The sequence below is a fragment of the Blastopirellula sp. SH421 genome (assembly GCF_057808535.1).
In genome coordinates this window covers 4,662,587-4,682,295 of the sequence record NZ_CM173712.1, presented here as the reverse complement: position 1 = coordinate 4,682,295, position 19,709 = coordinate 4,662,587, and the positions used below count along the sequence as shown (strand labels likewise).

Annotated in this window: 17 protein-coding genes and 1 tRNA gene; 8 read left to right on the top strand and 10 right to left on the bottom strand. The window is 56.6% G+C overall.

What is annotated here, in order from left to right; genetic code table 11:
* Nucleotides 1-162 precede the first annotated feature (162 nt).
* Nucleotides 163-1,104, top strand: a complete 942-nt coding sequence (locus SH421x_RS18940) for a lactate/malate dehydrogenase family protein (protein ID WP_488851419.1) — start codon at nt 163-165, stop codon at nt 1,102-1,104.
* 133 nt (nt 1,105-1,237) lie between these two features.
* Here SH421x_RS18940 and SH421x_RS18935 read toward each other — a convergent pair whose 3' ends face one another.
* The 6 genes from SH421x_RS18935 to mnmL all read right to left on the bottom strand — a co-directional run bounded on the left by SH421x_RS18935 (nt 1,238) and on the right by mnmL (nt 9,145).
* Nucleotides 1,238-2,779 (bottom strand): tetratricopeptide repeat-containing glycosyltransferase family 2 protein, encoded by a 1,542-nt coding sequence (locus tag SH421x_RS18935; RefSeq protein ID WP_488851417.1) that lies wholly within the window; start codon nt 2,777-2,779, stop codon nt 1,238-1,240.
* Between the two features lie 511 nt (nt 2,780-3,290).
* Entirely contained in the window at nt 3,291-4,499 is a 1,209-nt protein-coding gene (gene argJ / locus SH421x_RS18930; protein WP_488851415.1) for a bifunctional glutamate N-acetyltransferase/amino-acid acetyltransferase ArgJ, read from the bottom strand.
* Between the two features lie 337 nt (nt 4,500-4,836).
* Nucleotides 4,837-5,853: an N-acetyl-gamma-glutamyl-phosphate reductase gene (argC, locus tag SH421x_RS18925; protein WP_488851413.1), complete on the bottom strand. Its 1,017-nt coding sequence runs from the start codon at nt 5,851-5,853 to the stop codon at nt 4,837-4,839.
* 110 nt (nt 5,854-5,963) lie between these two features.
* Complete coding sequence (locus SH421x_RS18920) at nt 5,964-6,635, bottom strand: NUDIX hydrolase (protein WP_488851411.1); 672 nt, start codon at nt 6,633-6,635, stop codon at nt 5,964-5,966.
* Nucleotides 6,607-8,187 (bottom strand): DUF6798 domain-containing protein, encoded by a 1,581-nt coding sequence (locus SH421x_RS18915; protein ID WP_488851409.1) that lies wholly within the window; start codon nt 8,185-8,187, stop codon nt 6,607-6,609. Before SH421x_RS18915 ends, SH421x_RS18920 begins: the two co-directional genes overlap by 29 nt.
* Complete coding sequence (gene mnmL / locus SH421x_RS18910; RefSeq protein WP_488851407.1) at nt 8,180-9,145, bottom strand: tRNA modification radical SAM protein MnmL/YtqA; 966 nt, start codon at nt 9,143-9,145, stop codon at nt 8,180-8,182. The genes SH421x_RS18915 and mnmL overlap by 8 nt, the downstream gene beginning before the upstream one ends.
* Before the next feature lie 126 nt (nt 9,146-9,271).
* Between mnmL and SH421x_RS18905 the strand changes: the two genes are divergently transcribed.
* Nucleotides 9,272-9,688, top strand: a complete 417-nt coding sequence (locus tag SH421x_RS18905) for an FHA domain-containing protein (RefSeq protein ID WP_488851405.1) — start codon at nt 9,272-9,274, stop codon at nt 9,686-9,688.
* 158 nt (nt 9,689-9,846) lie between these two features.
* Here the strand turns inward: SH421x_RS18905 and SH421x_RS18900 are convergent, their stop codons facing one another.
* Entirely contained in the window at nt 9,847-10,170 is a 324-nt protein-coding gene (locus tag SH421x_RS18900; protein WP_488851403.1) for a hypothetical protein, read from the bottom strand.
* A 218-nt stretch (nt 10,171-10,388) separates the two neighbouring features.
* Here SH421x_RS18900 and SH421x_RS18895 point away from each other — a divergent pair, with 218 nt between their 5' ends.
* The 6 genes from SH421x_RS18895 to SH421x_RS18870 all read left to right on the top strand — a co-directional run bounded on the left by SH421x_RS18895 (nt 10,389) and on the right by SH421x_RS18870 (nt 16,129).
* Nucleotides 10,389-11,861 carry a nicotinate phosphoribosyltransferase gene (locus tag SH421x_RS18895; RefSeq protein WP_488851401.1) on the top strand — a complete coding sequence of 491 codons (1,473 nt, stop codon included), beginning with the start codon at nt 10,389-10,391 and terminating at the stop codon, nt 11,859-11,861.
* A gap of 3 nt (nt 11,862-11,864) precedes the next feature.
* Nucleotides 11,865-12,554, top strand: coding sequence for an NUDIX hydrolase (locus SH421x_RS18890; protein WP_488851399.1), 690 nt, complete (start codon nt 11,865-11,867; stop codon nt 12,552-12,554).
* Nucleotides 12,555-12,567: 13 nt separating this feature from the next.
* Complete coding sequence (gene pncA, locus SH421x_RS18885; protein ID WP_488851397.1) at nt 12,568-13,188, top strand: bifunctional nicotinamidase/pyrazinamidase; 621 nt, start codon at nt 12,568-12,570, stop codon at nt 13,186-13,188.
* A 10-nt stretch (nt 13,189-13,198) separates the two neighbouring features.
* Nucleotides 13,199-13,747, top strand: a complete 549-nt coding sequence (locus SH421x_RS18880) for an RNA 2'-phosphotransferase (RefSeq protein ID WP_488851395.1) — start codon at nt 13,199-13,201, stop codon at nt 13,745-13,747.
* Nucleotides 13,748-13,753: 6 nt separating this feature from the next.
* Nucleotides 13,754-14,221: an MOSC domain-containing protein gene (locus SH421x_RS18875; RefSeq protein WP_488851393.1), complete on the top strand. Its 468-nt coding sequence runs from the start codon at nt 13,754-13,756 to the stop codon at nt 14,219-14,221.
* Nucleotides 14,222-14,548: 327 nt separating this feature from the next.
* Entirely contained in the window at nt 14,549-16,129 is a 1,581-nt protein-coding gene (locus tag SH421x_RS18870) for a hypothetical protein (RefSeq protein ID WP_488851391.1), read from the top strand.
* A gap of 142 nt (nt 16,130-16,271) precedes the next feature.
* Here SH421x_RS18870 and SH421x_RS18865 read toward each other — a convergent pair whose 3' ends face one another.
* The 3 genes from SH421x_RS18865 to SH421x_RS18855 form a co-directional block, all read right to left on the bottom strand.
* A complete protein-coding gene (locus tag SH421x_RS18865) occupies nt 16,272-16,865 on the bottom strand; it encodes an HNH endonuclease (RefSeq protein ID WP_488851390.1) in 594 nt (197 codons plus the stop codon).
* Nucleotides 16,866-16,892: 27 nt separating this feature from the next.
* Nucleotides 16,893-16,963 (bottom strand) — tRNA-OTHER (locus SH421x_RS18860).
* 621 nt (nt 16,964-17,584) lie between these two features.
* Nucleotides 17,585-19,237: an AAA family ATPase gene (locus SH421x_RS18855; RefSeq protein WP_488851389.1), complete on the bottom strand. Its 1,653-nt coding sequence runs from the start codon at nt 19,235-19,237 to the stop codon at nt 17,585-17,587.
* Nucleotides 19,238-19,709: the final 472 nt, after the last annotated feature.

The window sequence follows — 19,709 nt, the reverse complement described above, 5'->3', positions numbered from 1 at the left end:
CGGGCGTAGATCACGAATGACGAATGACTAAATCCTAATGTCTAATGTAAACGAAGATGAGCGGTTTCAGGCTTCATTAGACATTCCGTCCTTAGACATTAGTCATTGGATCCCACGCAAAAGCATCACCCACGCAGATCACTCCCTAATTGGTTGAGAGTTATGAAAGTTAGCATCATCGGCGGCGGCGGTTTGGTTGGTTCGTGTGCGGCGTTTGCGCTGCAGTGCGGCGGGATCGCTCGCGAAATCGCGCTGCTAGACCTGAATGCCGATCTTGCCGGCGGGCATGCGTTAGACTTGCTGCATGGCGCTCCGAGCATCGCCGATCAAGTTATCACCTCGGGCGGCTACGAGCATATCCCCGACAGCGACGTGATCTGCATCACCGCGGGACTACGTCGCAAGCCTGACGAAAGCCGCTTAGATCTGATCAACCGTAACGTCGATCTGTTTCTGTCGATCTTGGACAGCGTCAAAAGCGCTGGAGTCAAGAAAGATGCGATCTGCTTTGTCGTCTCGAACCCGGTCGACATTCTGACCTACTTGGCCGCCCAAAGACTGGACCTGCCGACGAGCCGCGTGATCGGACTTGGCACGCAGTTGGATACGATCCGCTTCCGCGCGTTGATCGCGCAAGAGATGAAGTTGCCGCCGACGCAAGTCAAAGCGCTCATCCTGGGCGAACACGGCGACAGCATGTTGCCGGTCTGGTCAGCTGCGACCGTCAATGGTTTGCCGCTCGACAAGTTCCCCGGCTGGACCCCCAGCAAAGCCTCGGAGTTGTTCACACGAACCCGCGGCAGCGGCGCCGAAGTGATCAAAAAGAAAGGTGGCGCCGGATTCGCCGTCGGCATCGCCATTCGCGATGTGATCGAAGCGATCGCGCTTGACAAGAATCAAGTGCTGCCAGTTTCCAGCGTGCAAAACGGTTGCTATGGCATTCGCAACGTCGCACTCAGCGTGCCCACGTTGGTGGGTCGCAACGGTGTCGCTGGGACGTTTGAAGTCGATCTCTGGCCGAAAGAGATGCAACAATTGCGTCACAGCGGGCAAGTGCTTCGCCAGACATTAGAAACCGTGCTACAACGCGTTGGCGGCAAGTAAGCCGAAACGCTCTGTTGGAATAAGCTTTGCGTGCCACGGCTCTGTGAGCCGTGTGCAGCAAAGTAATCTCTCCACCTAATTCAGCAGAGCTCACAGAGCTCTGCTAATTCTTGCCTGGCGTCCGGCCGCCAAGTTAAATCGTGTTCGCATCCCGTTGTCGCGCCGCTTCGGCGGCTGCTCGAGCCTTTTTGGCGGCTGTTTGGCTGGAGTCGACGCGAATCGTGCGCGATTCGCCTGGTAGGTTGAGGTTGGAGTTCGCTTGCTCGATCGAGGCCAAAAGTTGTTGCGGTTCGAGCGAAGTATTGTCGAGCGATCGCCAATCGTTGAGAATCTCGATCGCTTCTTCTTGCATGCCCAGCGCCAGCAGCGTGATGCTCAGCCAACGCAGGCAAAGCGGTTCTCGACAACCGTTGCGATAGGCGGTTTCCAGATAAGGTCGAGCGGCGACCCAGTTCTTTTGTGCGGCTGCTGCGGCGCCGCGTACGGCGCTGCGATATGCTTCGCGATTGGGAAAACTATCAGGCAAGGCCTGAACATGATTCATCGCTTCGGCGCGACGTCCATACTTCACATGCATGTCGATCAATTGTCGACGGAGTCGGATCGAGAGCGGATGTTCGATGATCGCCGTATTCAAGATCTCTTCGGCTGCTTCTGGTTTGCCGGCCAGTTGCGTCGCTAAGGCGAAACACGAGACGGCGATCTGATCGATATCTTCGATGTGCCAGGTCTCGGGATTGATCTGCCCGTATTTGTAGGCGGTTTCAAACGAGCGAATCGCTAGTTCCAGGTGTCCTTGCGACTGGAGATAACCTCCGATCGCGCACAGCAGCTGGGCGTCAAGCGGATAGTATTCGAGCGCGCTCAGGCACGTTTCAATCTGTTTTTCCAGACCGTTTTCTTGCTCGTCAAAAGCGGTCAAGATCCCGTAATACGCTTCCAGCGAGTCCGTAGAATTCGGTTCTGCGAGTTGTCCAGCCTGTTGATAGAACGTCAACGCGTTCTGGTGATCGCCTAGAGCTTGCATCGCCTCGGCCATGCAGATCAGCAACCGTGAGCTTGGGCCAACTTCATGAATTTCTAGGTTTACCAATTGAATATCGCGGACCGCTTTGCGGCTCTTCCGCTGCGGATCATTTTCGATCGAAGCGCGGCGGATCGGAAAGGGGATCGCGGCCAACTGCATGTCACATTCGGCCAGCGAGACGATCGGCGTTTCGCGCACGCGACCTTCAAATCGAATCTGGCCATTGTTCGGCAGCAATCGAATTTTGCCGATCTGTTCAGAGCCAATCCCGCCGGTCGCTTGCGGGATCTTGACGATCATCACGTAGGCGAGTGAAGGATCCGCCTCGGAATTAACGAACTCTCGCAGGCTTTGGGCGTCTTCGGCCGCCAGCGTTTCGCCAGCATCCAGCCACAATACCCAGTCGCCGGTGGCATGCGTGAGCGCAAAGTTGCGCGCCGCGCTAAAACTATCTTCCCATGCTCGCGGGATCGCTGTCACGCCGTGCGCTTGGGCGATCGCGATGGTGTCGTCCTGCGAGCCGGTGTCGACCAGCACGATTTGGTCTGCGATCCCGACGATCGAGGAAAGCGAACTGGCCAACGCGTCAGCCGCGTCTCGCACGATCATAGCGACGGTCAGTTTTCGCGGGTTGGCTTCCGTACTCATCGGGCAATCCATCCTTCCAGGAGAGATAGAGATATCAAGCTGGCGCAGCACGTCGCAAAATCGACGATTGATCGCAGAAGTGTACCGCTATCGCCCAATCAAATACAGGGCGATTTCGCCGCGCGCGTAGCAGTGCTAGCAAGACGAGAGCAATTGGGGTCAGGTCCCCGTTGCTCCCGCAGCTCAATCCCTAAAAATAGGAGCCCGACGTGCGAGTTATGAAGTTGCGCTATTTGGCCGGAACGTAACAAATAGAACGCGGTTACCACGGATAAATCACGGAATTACACGGTAAGAAAGATTCACTAAGCCTGAAGCTTCCCATTCTAGATTGCAGTGAAAGTTTTGCCGAATCGGCTTAGCCTTTCTGTCCCAGCGATTCTCTCTTAGCGTGTTTTCCGTCTCTCTTGCCGGGGCATCGGTGTTCCATTCTTCATGAATTGCTAGATAGCATCTTCAAAACTCGCACGTCGGGAACTATTTTGTCCGGCAGGATCCATGGAGTCGCTAGCTACGTCGAGTAATCGGCGTTGAACTTCACATACTCAACCGTCAGGTCGCTGGCCCAGACGCGGGCGCTGGCGTCTCCCTCAAACAGGGTGAGTTGGATGTGCGTTTCAAAGCTTGCTTTGATCGAAGCCGAAACGGTCTTGGCTTCAAACTTGACCGGCGTGCCGGTTTGGTACAACAGAATATCGTTCAGACGCAGCTCTAATTGGAGCGGATCAAACGCGACGCCGGCATAGCCGACGGCCGATACGATTCGTCCCCAATTGGGATCGCCGCCGGTGATCGCCGTTTTGACCAACGGGCTATCCGCGACTTCAATCGCGATCTTTTTGGCGTCTTCGCGCGTTGCACATCCTGCGACATCGATCTTGATCAAATGAGTCGCCCCTTCGCCGTCGGCCGGGATCAACTTGGCCAGTTCTTCGCAGGTCGCTTTCAGCTCGTGACGCAACTTCGCGAGTTGCGAATCGTTCAGCGGTGCGCCCCCTTCGGCGCCGCTGGCCAGCAGCAGCAGCGTGTCGTTGGTGCTCATATGCCCATCGACTCGGATGCAGTTGAACGTCTCCTCCGCGACATCGCTCAGCAGCGTTTGCGCCTGTTCGGGCGAAAGGGGCGCGTCGGTCAATACGATTCCCAGCATCGTCGCCATGTTGGGGGCGATCATGCCTGCACCTTTGCACATGCCTGCGATCCGGAAACTACGGCCATCGATTTCGACATTGCGCGAAGCGATTTTTTTGCCATTGTCAGTCGTCAAAATGCCGCGGGCCGCTTCTTCAAACGCAGGGGCTTCGGCGCCGGTTTGACCAGCGGCGGCGACGATTCCGTGGCGAATCTTCTCCATTGGCAAGTGGACGCCGATGATGCCGGTCGACATGACCAACACGTCGTCGGCGGTCGCTCCGATTTGCGCAGCGACAATTGCAGCCATCTCAGCGCAATCTTTTTCCCCCTGTTCGCCGGTGCACGCGTTGGCGTTGCCCGAGTTGGTGAGAATAGCGCGGATCTTGTTGGACGGGGTCCGGCTGCGATCCCAGCGAACCGGCGCCGCAAAGACTTTGTTGGTGGTGTAGACGCCTGCGGCGGTCGCCGGCGCATCGCACAAAATCAACGAGATATCTTCTTTGTTGGGATTGCGTTTGAGTCCGCAATGGACCCCGGCGAAGCGAAATCCAGCAGGAATCACGATCTGTTTGGTAGGTTCGTCCATTTCGCCGTCGCTTATATTTAGATGGAAACAGTGTCGAGTGAAGTTCTTTGATTTGCTCTTTGTCGCCTGAAGCACGCTTTTTGCAGTTGTGCTATTGAAGGTAAGAGGAAGAATGGAACAGGGCGAAGCCACGGATTTCGCACGGAATTACACGGTCGGAAAAGATCTTGCATGGGGCTTCCTGTTCAGGCCCTCCGGGTCGAAGGCGGTCGAGATTCCAGCTTTGTTTTCTTGCCGTGGTTATCCGTTCTTTTTCTGTGGTATCCGTGTTCTATTTCTAGGAACCCTCAAAACTCGCGGATCGGGCTACGAACAGAATCATGTCTGGTCAAACTTGTTAGTCGGCCAGGGCGGTCGTCTCCGCAAAGTCATACATCAAATTGAAGTTTTGCACCGCGGCGCCAGAGGCTCCTTTAATCAGGTTGTCGATCACCGAAATGACAATCACCCGATCTCCGACCACACGCGCGGTGAGATGGCAATAGTTGGTTCCACTGACATGCTTGGTCGCCGGCAGTCCGTCCACAACCTGGACGAACGGTTCGTTTGCATAGAACTCACGCAGCGCGGCGATGGCCTGAGCGGTCGTCACCGTCGACGTCGGCTTGGCGTAGCAAGTACTGAGGATGCCGCGATCCATCGGAACCAAATGCGGCGTGAAAATCAAGCTGCAGGATTGCCCTGACGCTTGGCCCAGGTTCTGGATGATCTCTGGCGTATGACGATGCGTGCCGACGCCGTAGGCGGAGAAGCTCTCGTTGCATTCCGGATACAGCGTTCCCAGCTTGGGCGTGCGACCGGCGCCGCTGACGCCGCTTTTGGCGTCGACCAAAATATCAGTCGGCTGGATCATCCCGTTCATTAGCAGCGGGGCCAGCGCCAAAGTTGCGGATGTCGGATAGCAACCGGGATTGGCGACCAGGTCAGCGCCGCGAATGGGTTCGCGGAAAAGCTCGGGCAAGCCGTAGATCGAATCTGGCAACCGAGCTGGATCGGGATGCTTTTCGCCGTACCATTTTTCATAAACGGCGACATCGCGCAACCGATAATCGGCGCTGAGGTCCACAACTTTCAGACCACGCTCCAGCAAGCCCGGCACTACCGCGGCGGACGCGGCGTGCGGCAAGCAGCCGAAAATACAGTCGCAGCGTTCGGCAAGTTGGTCGGACGACAGATTCTCGAGCGTCAGATCCAGCCGGCCTGTCAGTTGAGGGTGAACCGACGAGACGTGCGGGCAATCGTCTTGGCGCGTGGTCAAAGCGGTAATCTGCACTTCGCTGTGGCGCAGCAAGATCCGCGCGAGTTCAAATGCGGTGTACCCTGTGGCGCCAAGAATGCCAACGCGTATGGTCATTATGAAGCTTTCCCCAAATCAAAGACGATTGCTGAGTGCGGCGATTTCTGGTTAAGTTCGCTTTAGTATAGAACTTCGTGGCTTGGGAGACACGGGGAGTCCGCGAAGGTTCAGCCGCCGACCGCGCATTCCGCTTGTTGCAACTGCAATGCTTGGACGAAGTTCATTAAGATATGGTAAGTCGCTCCCCAAAGTTGACTGCCGCCGATCTCCAGTGAGGGGCCCGAAAGTTGAAGTCCGCGGCGATTGACCTGAATCGTCGAGTGGATCTGCTGGTTACAAAGATCGGCGAGCGGCAGAAAAATGAGCTCCGCGACTTCTCGATCACAGGGAGACCACGCAGGAACCTCGCCGCCGACCGAAACAAAGCAGCGCACCCAGAAATTGCTGACGTAGATGTAGACCGGCGATAATTCGCCGCAGATCTGATTGGCGGCGACCGCGACTCCGGTTTCTTCATGGAATTCTCTTCGGGCGGCGTCAACGGCTGTTTCGGCCGCTTCTATCATGCCGCCTGGCAGCCCGATTTGCCCCGCATGCACATCGCCTACATCCGCACGCCGGACCAGCGGCAGCGACCAGACCCCTTGGTGTGGGAAGAGATGGATCAAAACCGACGCCAAGCGCGCATCATAGCGGGGAGGTCCATGGTGACGCGCGTAGACCAATCGCGGCGAGATCGGCCCCCGGAACGCTTGCGAAGGGAGGGCTTCTGCAAGTTGCTGGTAAAGCGGGCCAGTCCAATCGGTGGAGTTAGCGCTGCTCGACGCGAAAGATTTCATAAGGCGAATCAGAATGCTCGTCGATCGGGTAAACGCGCGGAAAATCCCAACCCTGAAAATTAGGACGCGCCTGCTTGTCGACTACAACGTAGTCAATTTGGTAGTCGTGACTCAACAGGCGAATTTGATCGGTCGTCAAACGTTCATAACGATTGGTGCGCCAGCGACGTTCTTTCCAGCCGAGCAAGCTGAGCGCTTCTTGCGGAACGTCTTTGTGCGTCACCACTTCGCTGCGCTGCGCACTCCACTTGAAGCTGCCTTGATTGAGCGGAGTCAAAAAGGTCGCGTCAGGCGCGGTCTGCTCGCGGATCCAACGGCACATTGCTTGCCAGGCGGCGTAGTCAGAGACAGACGCCATTTCATCAGCCGGCGGCATCGGCGCCGTAAGTCGTGCCCCAACACGCAGCCCTAGGCCAATCCCGGTCGCTAGCAACACGACGGCGATCGACGCGTACCGCAGACTCGAGCTTTGCTCTGACGGGGTAACGCAAAACAGCCGCCAACCAACGCTTAGGCTCAACCCTAGCGGGATGGCGACGTCGCTGAGCCGAAACCAATAGAAGCGCAACAGCTTGGCGCCCAGATCGAAGTCGCCGAGCCAATAACAGCAGATTTGGTCGATCGCCAAGCCGGCTGACGCAATGCACAAGCTTCCCACCGCAAAACAGTTGATCAGTGCAGCGCCGCCGTGGCGGCGCGTTGTCCAGGCAAAGATCGCCCAACCAGCGGTGACGGTGAGAAAGCAGATCTGCCGCAGCGCGTCCATCCGATGGACGACCAAATGATGCGGCAGCCGATAGAAGACGTACAGCTGATGCGCTTCGCTTTGCATCTCGGGCGGGACTCCGGCGGTTAGCAGCAGAGCAGGGACCAGCCCCAGCAGCGAGATCAGGCCGCCCCCCATCAATCCGGTCAACATGGTTAGCAGCGGCGCCGATTTGCGGCCGACCATTAGCCAAGCGACCCCCAGTGCGACAACCGCCCAGCCGCCGACCAAGATATGAAACGCACTCGCAACTCCTAGTGAAACCCACGCCTGATTCCAGCGGTTTTGGATCGCCAGACCCAGCGCGAGTAAGACAAAGGGATAGGCGAACGTTTTACCTTCGACGCCGCCGACGACCCATTCTCCGGCGAGATGACCGTAATGGAGCGTCACTAGCCAGATTGCCGCAGTCGCGATGCTGCACCATTTTTGCGGAATGACTAGATAGCTGAGACGTCTCCAAGCGGCGGCCAGCGCAAACCAAGAGATCAAGCGGCCAATCCAAGCGACAACCGGCAGCGGCAGGAACAGCGTTAACCAGCCGAGCGTCCAGTAAAAGGTGTAATGAGCGCCCGGCGCCGAGAGAAAAAAGTCGTGCGATAGCCAAGCAGGATTCCAGTAGTGCTTGGCTTTGCAAAGATAGTGAGGTTCGTTGACCTCTGGGCCCAGCGCAAAAACATAGAGTGCGAAGATCAGCGTGATCGCACAGGTCTCGAATGCAAACTGGCCCCATCCGCCGCGCGAGCGCGAAGCGTCAGGGGAATCACCCGCTTTCGCTTCATTCATGATGAATCGGAAAATGCTTCCCTTGCCAAGAGTCGCGGCGCTCTAATTCGGCCGCGATGGTCTTGAGGGCGGTCGGTTTGTCGAGACACCAAGCAGGTCCGACAAAGTAATCTGGCGGAGCGTCTCCGATGGTCCGCTCGACCAGCATATGCGGCGGCAGAAGTTCGAGAAAATCGACCAGCGTACTCGCGTACTCGTCTAGTTCCATCAACCGAACTTCGCCGGCGGCGACTTGGTCGGCGAGCGGCGTTTTTTTCACGCAGTAGAGATTGTGGATCTTGACTGACTGAATCGGCGATGCGGCGATCGCCTGGGCGGTCGCCATCATGTCAGCGTGCGATTCGCCGGGAAGTCCCAGCATGACGTGAGCGCAAATCTCGAAGCCACGGCCCTGGCTGCGCTCGACGGCATCGTAGAACGCATCGACGTGATGTCCGCGGTTCATCCAGTCAAGCGAGCGGTTGTGGATGGTTTGTAGGCCATACTCGACCGTCAGATAGGTCCGCTCGGCCATCTCGGACAGCAGGTCCATCACCGGCGGCGGAACGCAGTCTGGACGCGTGCCGATCGCCATGCCGACGACTTTTTCGTGCGAGACTGCTTGCTCGTACAGCGGGCGCAGTCGCTCGACCGGAGCATAGGTGTTGGTCGCCGGTTGGAAGTAGGCGATAAACCGTTCGACCTTGTACCGCATCTTCAGCCGGCGGATCCCATCGTCGATCTGGTCGGTGATCTTGCGAATCGGGACTCGGCGACTAGGGCTGAAACTACGATTGTCACAGAAGGTACAACCCCCTTTGGCCACCGTCCCGTCCACATTGGGGCAAGTAAATTTTGCATCTACGCTAACTTTTTGGATTCGTTGCCCGAACTTCTTACGTAGAAAGAAGTTATACGAATAGTAGCGGTGCCCGGCGAGTCGCCAATCGGGATTTGTCTGGGGGGAAGTAAGGACCAACGGAATATTGACTGCTATTTTGAAGTTGTTAGAGTGATCGTAAGGCCAATCAAGCTCTTATCTTAAATTATTTTCGCCTTAGGCCAAGGGACGAAAAGCGAAGGGGCACTTCGAAGAGGCACGTTTATGTTTGGTGAACTCATTCCCGTGGGTGGGGGGGATCCGATTCCCCTGTTGAAAAAAAGTTTGTTGGTTGGACGTCGCGAGACCTGCGATATCGTTCTGCGATTCAAAAACGTCTCGTCCAATCACTGTCAGTTGTACATCAGTAAAGGGTACTGGTTTGTCATCGATCAAAACAGCCGCAACGGCACGAAGGTCAACAGCCATCGTGTGCAGACCGGCGAAAAACGGATCGATCCCGGTGATAAGTTGGCCATCGCCAAGCATGAGTACGAACTGAAGTACGATCCTGCCGAGCTAGGAGCCGTCGGACCGCCGCCGGCCGAAGAGAATCTGATGGAAGATATCCTCAGCAAGTCGCTGCTAGAACGAGCAGGAATCACCAGCAGCAGCAGTTCGCGACGCCACGGCGCCGAATAACAGCCGTAAGTATCAGCCGCGAGTAATTTCGGCGATTCTGGCAACGATAACAAAAGAAGCCCCGCAATCAGCGGGGCTTTTTTGATTTTGTGATCAACCGCAGTTCATCAGCCGTATCCCTGCGTCGGCAGACGCGGGGTCGGCGTGAGGCTTACGAGCTACTCTTTCTCGTCATCGCCGTCCAGCGGCTCTTCTTCCTCTTCTTTTTCTTCGTCGTCATCGTCAAAGAAGGCGGGATCGGCCTCTTCTTCGTCTTCGCCGAGCAAGTCGTCATCAAACCCGTCCCCCAGTTCTTCCTGGTCTTCGAATTCTTCAAAGTCTTCGTCGAAATCATCGTCGAAGTCATCATCATCGAAGGTGTCGTAGTCATCCACATCGTCATCGTCCGATAATTCGGCGGTGACCAGTGCGGTGACTTCGGGGGCTGCTTCGTGCATGGGATCCGCTTCCAAAGGCAAAGCGAATGGGGAAACGAGCGACATGGAGAAAACCTACCAAGATCTCGCAGAGGGAAAAAAACGGCTCAGGCGCCAGTCAAAGGGACGATTAGAAACGGACTTACGCCAAACCGTCAACAGGACTGTTGGTCTGGATGCCCGCATTTTTTTACGGAATTTATTGGATTGCCGTGAACCTAACGCCCGGAACGCGGTATCAATAGTGTATAGAACACACTATTGAATCCGAGGAGGCGAAAATCATGTTGCCTGCCGTCTATCGCGGGTCGCTCGCGTTATTGACCGACCTTTATCAACTGACCATGGCCTATGGTTACTGGAAACAGCGGCGTGCTGATCGCCTGGCGACGTTTCATCTCTTCTTTCGCAAGCTGCCATTCAGTGGGGGATACGCCGTCGCCGCCGGCTTGGAATTAGCGCTCGATTATGTTCGCCAATTTCAGATGGATGACTCGGATTTAAGCTATTTGGCCACGCTCCGAGGCAATGACGATCGACCGCTGTTTGAAGAAGAATTCTTCGACTACCTGGCCCAACTGCGATTTACCGGCGATATCGACGCGATCGCCGAAGGGACATTGGTGTTTCCCAACGAACCGCTGGTCCGGGTAACGGCGCCGCTGTTGGTCGCCCAGTTATTAGAAACGCCGCTGCTGAACATGCTTAACTTTTCGACGCTGATCGCCACCAAGTCGGCCCGCATCTGTCAGGCAGCCTGCGGTGAACCGGTGCTGGAGTTTGGTTTGCGACGAGCCCAAGGGATCGACGGCGGGCTGAGCGCCGCCAGAGCAGCCTTTATCGGCGGTGCGGCGGCGACCTCCAATGTGCTAGCGGGCAAGTTGCTGGGGATTCCGGTCCGAGGGACGCATGCTCATAGCTGGGTGATGGCCTACGGTGACGAACGAGAAGCGTTTGCCGACTACGCCGAAGTCTTGCCCAACAACTGCGTTTTTCTGGTTGACACCTACGACACGCTCGACGGCGTTCGGCATGCGATCGAAGCAGGCGAGCGCCTGCGGCAGCGAGGACACAAGTTGGCCGGCATTCGGCTCGACTCGGGCGATCTGGCGTATCTCAGCATCGAGGCTCGGCGTTTGCTGGACGAAGCCGGATTTGCGGACGCGGCGATCGTCGGCAGCAGCGACTTGGACGAATATGTGATTCAAAGTCTGAAAGCGCAAGGAGCCAAAATATCGGTCTGGGGCGTCGGCACTCGATTAGCGACCGCCTACGATCAACCGGCGCTGGGAGGGGTTTATAAACTGGCCGCGATCCAAAACGAAGCGGGCCAATGGGAGCACCGCATCAAACTTTCGGAGCAACGGATCAAAACCACCATCCCCGGCCGGTGGCAAGTGCGGCGATTTTTTCAACAAGGCAAAGTTGCCGGAGATCTGATGTACGACGAGTTGCTCGGTGAGCCGAACACCACCACGATCATAGATCCCGGCGATCCGACTCGGCGGAAGAAGCTCTCGACGAAACTGCAGAGTGAGCCGCTATTGCTGCCGGTCGTCCGCCAAGGCGAAGTGGTTTACACAGCGCCGACGTTGACCGAGATCCAATCGCGCACCCAATCGCAGCTTGCGATGTTTCATCCCAGCGTGCTGCGGCTATTGAATCCGCACAGCTATCCTGTAGGGATCGATAAGAAACTGTTTCGACTCCGCGAGCAAATGATCCACGCTGCTCACGGCTGGAGCGAGGAGGTTTAAGCCATGTCGTTCACTTACGAATATGCTCGCCCAGCGGTCACCGTAGACTGCGTGGTGTTCGGCCTGGATCAAGAGAGTCTGAAGATTTTGTTGATCCAGCGGAACGGCGATCCTTATGAAGGCCACTGGGCGCTGCCAGGCGGATTTGTCGAAATGGACGAATCGCTCGATCAGGCCGCGCTACGCGAATTGCAAGAAGAAACCGGCGTTAGTGATGTCTTTTTAGAGCAGCTCTATACCTTTGGCGAAGTCAACCGTGACCCGCGAGCCCGCGTGATCACCGTCGCTTACTACGCACTGGTGAATCTGAAGGATCACCAGATCGAAGCGGCGACTGACGCGCGCTCGGCGGCTTGGTTTGAACTGGATGATCTGCCTCCGTTAGCTTTCGATCACGATCAAATTTTGCAAATTGCACAGGAGCGATTGCAAGGCAAAGTTCGCTACCAGCCGATCGGCTTTGAACTGCTGCCAGAGAAATTTTCGCTGCGGCAATTGCAACGGATGTATGAGACGGTGCTAGGCCGCACGCTTGATAAACGCAACTTTCGCAAGAAGGCGTTGGGGCTGGGGGTGCTCGACGATTTGAACGAAGTAGAGCAAGACGTGTCGCATCGCGCGGCGCGGCTCTATCGCTTTGATCGAGAGAAGTATCTGCAGCTTGTGAAAAATGGATTCAACTTTGAATTGTAAGGAGCCGCCCCTCATGCGTGCTTTTGTACTGATCGACATCCAAAATGACTTTCTCCCCGGCGGCAGCTTGGCGATCGCCGTAGCGGATCAAATTGTGCCGGTCGTAAATGCTTGTTTGCCAAACTTTGACCTGGTGGTCGCGACCAAAGATTGGCACCCGGCCGAGCACCAGAGTTTCGCGAGTCAACACATGGGCCATGCGGTCGGCGAGCAAGTCGACCTGCATGGGTTGCCGCAGATCCTGTGGCCCGACCATTGCGTGCAGCACTCCCAGGGGAGTGAATTTTCGGCAGATCTGCAAACCGCTGCGATCGATCACGTGATCTACAAAGGGGACAATCCGCAGGTCGATAGCTATAGCGGATTTTTTGATAACGATCGTCGCCATGCCACCGGGCTGCATGCTTGGCTGCAAACGCAAGGAGTCGACGAACTTTATCTAGCTGGCCTCGCAACCGACTATTGCGTCAAATATACGGCGCTCGATGCGCTGGACCTTGGGTATCGCGTCTACCTGATTGTCGACGCATGTCGCGGGGTCAATTTAAAGCCTGGAGATATCGACGCCGCTCTTGAGGAGCTGAAGTCTCGCGGCGTTACCCTGATTTCAAGTCAAGAGATTGCTCGAAGCTAGAGTGCGAGACATGGACGAAAAACAGCTAAAAACTACCAGCAAATTTTTAAGTTTGGTGCTCCGTCATCAGCCCGATAAAATCGGAGTCACGCTGGATGAGCAAGGCTGGATCGATGTCGAGATCTTGCTCGCCGCGTTTCATCGCGCAGGTCAGCCGCTGACGTTGGCGCAACTGCAAGAAGTGGTGACCCGCAATGACAAGCAGCGGTTTCAATTCTCGCCTGACGAGCAGCGCATCCGCGCGACGCAAGGGCACTCGGTCGAAGTCGATCTGGGTTACGAAGCGGCGGTCCCTCCCATGTTTCTGCTGCATGGAACGCCTGAGCGTTCGATTGCAATCATCCTAGAAACAGGCCTGCAGAAGATGCAACGTCATCACGTGCACCTGCACCAGGATCAACAGACGGCCAGCGCTGTAGGGCAGCGCCGTGGCAAGCCCGTGTTGTTACAAATCGCTGCGGGCCAGATGCATGCCGATGGATATTCCTTTTTTGTGACACCCAACCAGGTATGGCTGACAGATGAAGTTCCGCCTGTCTACCTTACTATTTTGGAATAAAGCGAAATGAACCTGCCAGGCAAAGTGATCGCTGTCTGCGTATCGTCGACCGGTGGGATCCCGCGAATCGCGGTCGATGCGATTGAGTTGACTTTGCAAGGGATCGTGGGGGACAAACATCGCTATACAGAGCACGAAACCAACGACCGGGCAGTCAGCCTGTTTGACGTCGAACTGTACGACCAACTGCCGATCGCAGGGCAACCGGCGCCGCCAGGAAGCGTGGGTGAGAACATTACGGTCGCCGGCGTCGGACTTGGCCAATTAAGCGAAGGCGCCGAACTGCAATTGGGCGCTGTCATCGTTCGTTTAACCCGCCGCTGGACGCCATGTCATGCGCAGCATCCAGTGACCGGTGAGTTGCGGCCCAACAACGAGAAGCGAACCGGCTGGTTCGCCATGGTGATCCAGTCGGGAGCGATCGCGCCCCAGGATCGCGTGACGCTTTGTAAAAATAGCTCGCAAAATCGTTGAACCAATAACATCTTTGTCTGGACCTACTAGTTACAATTGTCATTAGTTTGCAATGCGACGTGCGCCGGACTTCTTTCGCCTGGACGGGCTTGTCTGACGCTGTAGGAAACTCGCCGCAGGATTGGATGGATAGCCATAACTTTCTGGTGCGAATCAAGTTGGTCCGATCAGTGCAACCAGACTCGATCTGCTTGCTGCGTGAACTAACTTGATGGCGAACAGCGAGTTGCGCTGCGTGCCATACTGGATTGCAAAACGCGACGGTGACGCCGTGAGTTATTTGTCAAAATATCTGACTTCTATGAGAACAGGTTTGCGATGGTACGAATGACATCTTTGGTAGGTGTTGGGCTTTGCTTGCTCATGCTCACTGCCGCGGCGGTCCAAGGGGCCGATCACTTCTTTACAGTGGGTGGAGGGCCTGTCGCGAACAGCAGTCAGATATCCCTGGAGAATAATGTTCTTTATTTTCAGCGAACCTTGGCTCGCTTGGGGCTCGACAAACTCGAGCATCAAATCCTGTTTGACGACGGCGATAGCCCGCAGCTTGATCTGCAGTTTGAGGACGCCGCCCGCGGCCCCGAAGATCTCCGCACGTTATTGGCCGAGATCATCGGCCCAACCAATGGGATTCAGTTCAACTACCGCTCAAGCTCAATCCCCGGCGTCAGCGGCGCCGCCGAACCAGAGGTGATTGAGAAGTCGCTGGCGGACTTTGCCGAGCGGCTTACGGCCGATGACCGCTTGCTCTTCTACTTCACAGGACACGGGGGGCACTCGAAGCCCGAGAAGAAAAAGGACAATGGGGACGCCAAGCAGGACGAAGGAGATAAGAAAGAAGAAGAGAAGAAGCGAGCCAAGCCGCTGGTCAACAATTTCACCCATCTCTGGAACTCCCAAGAGATGACAGTCACTGAGTGGACCGAAAAGCTCGACCGCTTGCCAGCCAACATGCCGGTTGTGGCCGTTATGGTTCAGTGCTACAGCGGCGGTTTTGGGAATCTGATTTTCAAAGGGGGAGACCCTGAAAATGGGATGTCGGATCGCCCACGCTGCGGGTTCTTCTCTACCGTGCCCGATCGTGTCGCCGCCGGTTGTACGTCAAACATCGAACAGGCCGAGTATCGCGAGTACTCTTCCTACTTCTGGGAAGCGCTGACCGGCGAGACCCGGACCGGTCAGACGGTGACGCGGCCTGACTTTGATCAGGATGGACGTTGCTCACTGCTCGAGGCGCATGCCTACACCGTGTTGACCGCCGATACGATCGACATTCCAACGCGAACATCGGACGCGCTGTTGCGACACTATTCGGCGCTGACCGGGCAAGATGGCTTGTTAACCAGCCATTCGCCGGTGGAAGTATTGCTGACGTCAGCTGTTCCGTCAGAGCGTGCGGTAATCGAAGGTTTGAGTCAACGATTTGAGTTGAATGGCGCCGATCGCGGCAAGCAAGTTGACGAAGCGATCAAGCGAATCGAAGAAGAAAAGAAAACCGTCGAGAGTGATCTACGTGACAAGCGAAACGAACTGGGGACGCCAAAACGCGAGATCGCCAAAGCAGTTCAGCGGCGCTGGCCAGCAATCGGCAGTCCCTGGCATCCCGAAGCGGCCCGCTTACTCACGGAAGACGCGGACGTCGTGAAGCAGGCAATCGTGGGTGACGAGCATTACGCGAAACTGAAAGAGCTGAACGCCCAGATCGAAGAACTCGAAGCCAAGCGTGAAAAGTTGGAACTAGATGTGGTGAAACTCGAACGCCTGAGGTACTGGTTAGAAACTCGCGCTTTAGCGATCAACTTAGCCGTGATCGCGGATCAAACGGTACGCGCCGATTATGCAAAACTGGTCCAGTTAGAGTCACAACATCTGGTCGACACCCCACCGGCGATTGCCGAGAAGGGTTAATCCAAGATGGGTTACGCCACGGCGGTGTTGAGAGGTTACCTAACTCAATCGCCTTACTGACTTCACGCTTCAAGCCAAACACAGCGGTCCGAGTTGCTCGGACCGCTGTTTCTGTTTGCAATGATCAGCAATCACCATGACATTAAGCGCCCAGTTCGGTATCCCAATAGGCTTCGCTGATGAACTTGGCCCACGACTCGATCCGGACTCGGCGAGCCGCGTAAACCGGTGACCACCGCGGACGGACAGGGACCGAGTGGAGCGGCATTCGCGCTTGGACCGGCGTCCGGTTCGCCTTGGAATGATTGCATTCGACGCACGCCAACACGCAGTTTTCCCAGCTTGACTCGCCCCCTTGGGCACGCGGCAAGACGTGGTCGATCGTCAGGCTTTCGCTGCCTGGACGCGAACCGCAATATTGGCACGTATAGTTGTCGCGCTTGAACACATTCCGACGACTGAACGTCACCGTGTTCCGCGGAACACGATCGTAGTTGACCAGCGTGACCACTTCCGGCACACGAATCTTGAGCCGCTGCGACGAGATGAACGCCTCATCCTTGTTCGGGACAAGTTGCGACCAATCTTCCCAGTCATACAACTGGTAGCTCAGCGGGTCGACAATCCGGGCCGTGCCGCTAAAGACCTTAGTCAAAGAGCGGGCCACCGAGGCGACGCCAACAGGTTGCCAGTTTCGATTAAGTACGAGCGTTGGGCGCTCGAGAATTGCCGACATCCATCTCTCCCTGAGGTTATTGTCGATGACGACTGATCGGGTTCGAACCGATTTCTAACCGTTGGTACGGACGCTCTGCCTGGTTGAGCTACAGTCGTTCAGGCTCGATCAAGGAACTTGTACGTAGGGCTGGATTCCGACCCCGGTCGGGGGTGTGGAGGGGAGCGAAGTCAGACCCTTAGCATAACACAACTGCGATTTCGACAGCAACGTTTTGTTGGCGAACCTTTGCGCGAGACCGCCACCTGACGGGCCAATCCGTAGTACGAGGCCACGGTAAAAAGCGGGGACTTGCCCAGGTTTTCCTCCCGTTTTCTCGCCTGTGCGGCGATTCCACCAATCACCGTACCGCCAAGTTCATCTACCGCCTAAGCCCGATTTGAAGTTTCGGTAAAGTTGCGCAGCGAAGCACGAAATCACAGTCACTTCTATACGGAGAGATCTCTGGGGGTGGGGTTCGCGCCGGAATGGTGATCGCCAAAACCCGGTCAGAAGACCAGCGCCGCAAAAGGTAATCACGTGCCCCGGCTTTTCAGCATCGGGCGCCATGGCTACGGCGTTGCGTGGCCACGAATGGACTCGCAAGTATCGTTGGACCGCGACTCTTTCAAAGATTTTGGAATGGTTATGCCTTCAATGACTCTGGGCGGTTGCTTGATTGCCGGCCGCAATCATCGCCACACAAGGCGATGGCGCCTGACACCCAGTAGGAACACACTTCATCGTCTCCGTTTCCGCGGTTTCGCCCTGCGTTTTCGCGGCTTGGGCGCGGTAGGGACTGGACTCGGCGGTTCTGTTTTTTTCAGCTCGGCGAGGGCGGCGCTAAGTTTGGCTATCGAAAGTTCGGAGATCGCTGGAGTGACTGGACTCGGCTGCAAAATTTTTTCGAGTGGACTCGAGGGTGATATTTTTTCGACTGGACTCTCGTCGGAAATTTTTTCTGGCGGCTGGGGCTGAGCCTGGGGCGATGCGGATTTTGCTGTTTCGCTGGGCTCGCGACGGGGTTGGCCGGTCAACTTGTCAGCCAGTGGGTCGGTTGGCTGGACTGGACTCGGCGGCGTTTCTTTTTTGGCTTGGCCTAATAGCTCGGCCGTTGTCAGGGTGATGAAGCTGGTTTCGAGCGGGTCATACTGGGGCGCGTTGGGATCGTTCAGTTCCTCCAAGCTGACCAAGCGATAGCGGGGCTCCCGCCTTGGCTGGTGCGGATTGCTGTTGGCGGCAAGGCGGATTTCGCCGGCGTCGACCATATATTCCCAGGCTAAGCCAAACTTGGTTCCGCTCATCCCGCTTTGCTCGCGGATCTTCAGCTTGGTCGCCTGAGCTGGGTCGATTTGCGACATCACGCCGCGCAGCTTCATCCGCAGATGCTCCAGCTGTGATTTGGCCGCTTGTTGAGCCACTTCTTCGGCGATTGACGGCACGTCGCGCACTGTTACTTCCCACTTGCCGCCGGCTAGATCGATGGTTCGCTCACTAGTTGGGCCTTCATTAATATCGACGCCCCACAGGTTGCTTTGCCCGGCGCCGCCGCCCAGGGTGAGCCACAACTGATGTCGCCCTGTGCCCGGTTTGAACGCTTGCCGGCGATTGACCAAAAGCCATTGCCGGGCCACGGCGCCGCAGCCGGCGCTGGCCAAGTCGGCGGCGGTCAGTGCCCGCGGCGGCAGTTGTTTGCGGGTAGGGCAACAAAGAATCGGCGTGGCGCCGGCTTTCAGGCAGCAACGAATCAGTTCGCGCTGCTGCTTGGCTTGGGCCCGCGGAGTCATGTTTAAGAAATCCGCCGTATCGATCAGCACAACTTCTAACTGGTGTCGCTCGATCCAGTCGGTCAGCCGCCGCAAATGGGCCGGATCGCTGGGATCGGTGATGTTCAGCTCCCAGACAAGTCGATCGAGCTGCGACAAATCGACCCCTGAAGCTGCACTCCAGCGCGGCGCCAAATCGGTCACCATCTGCTCGGCCTCTTCGCCGCCGACATAGCCAACGCGAAACGCCCGCTCGGCCGCGAACTGCCCCAAAAATTTGTCCCCGCTGGCAAGCGCCGCACACAGATCAATCGCCAGCGAACTCTTCATACACTTACTGGGCCCCAAAATCACCGCCGCCTGATGCCGCAACAAGATCCCCGGCAACAACCAATCCCGCGGCTTTTGACGAGCCAATAGTTGAGCGGTCGTCAGCCCTTCCCAAGGTTTTTCCGGCTGGCCAAACTCCGCCGGCTCCGCTTCTCGGCCAAAAGCCCCCAACGCCCCCGCTTCGCGATCCAAAATCAGCGGATTCGCAAAATCCGAATCCAACAGCGGCGTAAACGCCTCGCCCCAATCGACCTGGCCAGTCCGATTAGAAGCAGGTGCACTCACAACGATCGACATGGCAATTCCCCCTGATCATTCACCGCAGCGCAGCAGAAAACGTCCCGCCCCACCGGCAATGACCAACCCCCGACGTTCAGCCCAATCCCCAAGCCAAACGCCTCACATAAATAGCCCCCCACGAATCCCGCAGGCGCCCAAAACAAGCTAAACAGCAGAGCCAAGCCGAAGCCTGGTTGCCTGTACAAATTTATACCAGCAATGCAGCGGCAAGTCAACCTCAAGCGGGGGAGATTTTTGCGGCGCGATCTTCAGCACCGGCGCCATGGCCACGGCCTTGCGTGGCCATGAATGGACGTGCAAGTAAGGTCTAATCCCGACCGCTTCAAAGAGTTAGGATGTAGAAATGATCACGATTTGGAGAATTGAGGGCGACGGCTGAATTGCCCGCCTCCATCATGGCCACGCAAAGCCGTAGTGATGGCGTCTGTGTCCCGAAAACGACCCGCGTCCCCTTATTAATCACGCTTTA

What these genes read in the sequence shown, in the direction of transcription:
- SH421x_RS18940 (WP_488851419.1), top strand. Translation starts at nt 163, where the DNA reads ATGAAAGTTAGCATCATCGGCGGCGGCGGTTTGGTTGGTTCGTGTGCG.
- SH421x_RS18935 (WP_488851417.1), bottom strand. Translation starts at nt 2,779, where the DNA reads ATGAGTACGGAAGCCAACCCGCGAAAACTGACCGTCGCTATGATCGTG.
- argJ (WP_488851415.1), bottom strand. Translation starts at nt 4,499, where the DNA reads ATGGACGAACCTACCAAACAGATCGTGATTCCTGCTGGATTTCGCTTC.
- argC (WP_488851413.1), bottom strand. Translation starts at nt 5,853, where the DNA reads ATGACCATACGCGTTGGCATTCTTGGCGCCACAGGGTACACCGCATTT.
- SH421x_RS18920 (WP_488851411.1), bottom strand. Translation starts at nt 6,635, where the DNA reads ATGAAATCTTTCGCGTCGAGCAGCGCTAACTCCACCGATTGGACTGGC.
- SH421x_RS18915 (WP_488851409.1), bottom strand. Translation starts at nt 8,187, where the DNA reads ATGAATGAAGCGAAAGCGGGTGATTCCCCTGACGCTTCGCGCTCGCGC.
- SH421x_RS18905 (WP_488851405.1), top strand. Translation starts at nt 9,272, where the DNA reads ATGTTTGGTGAACTCATTCCCGTGGGTGGGGGGGATCCGATTCCCCTG.
- SH421x_RS18900 (WP_488851403.1), bottom strand. Translation starts at nt 10,170, where the DNA reads ATGTCGCTCGTTTCCCCATTCGCTTTGCCTTTGGAAGCGGATCCCATG.
- SH421x_RS18895 (WP_488851401.1), top strand. Translation starts at nt 10,389, where the DNA reads ATGTTGCCTGCCGTCTATCGCGGGTCGCTCGCGTTATTGACCGACCTT.
- SH421x_RS18890 (WP_488851399.1), top strand. Translation starts at nt 11,865, where the DNA reads ATGTCGTTCACTTACGAATATGCTCGCCCAGCGGTCACCGTAGACTGC.
- pncA (WP_488851397.1), top strand. Translation starts at nt 12,568, where the DNA reads ATGCGTGCTTTTGTACTGATCGACATCCAAAATGACTTTCTCCCCGGC.
- SH421x_RS18880 (WP_488851395.1), top strand. Translation starts at nt 13,199, where the DNA reads ATGGACGAAAAACAGCTAAAAACTACCAGCAAATTTTTAAGTTTGGTG.
- SH421x_RS18875 (WP_488851393.1), top strand. Translation starts at nt 13,754, where the DNA reads ATGAACCTGCCAGGCAAAGTGATCGCTGTCTGCGTATCGTCGACCGGT.
- SH421x_RS18870 (WP_488851391.1), top strand. Translation starts at nt 14,549, where the DNA reads ATGACATCTTTGGTAGGTGTTGGGCTTTGCTTGCTCATGCTCACTGCC.
- SH421x_RS18865 (WP_488851390.1), bottom strand. Translation starts at nt 16,865, where the DNA reads ATGTCGGCAATTCTCGAGCGCCCAACGCTCGTACTTAATCGAAACTGG.
- SH421x_RS18855 (WP_488851389.1), bottom strand. Translation starts at nt 19,237, where the DNA reads ATGTCGATCGTTGTGAGTGCACCTGCTTCTAATCGGACTGGCCAGGTC.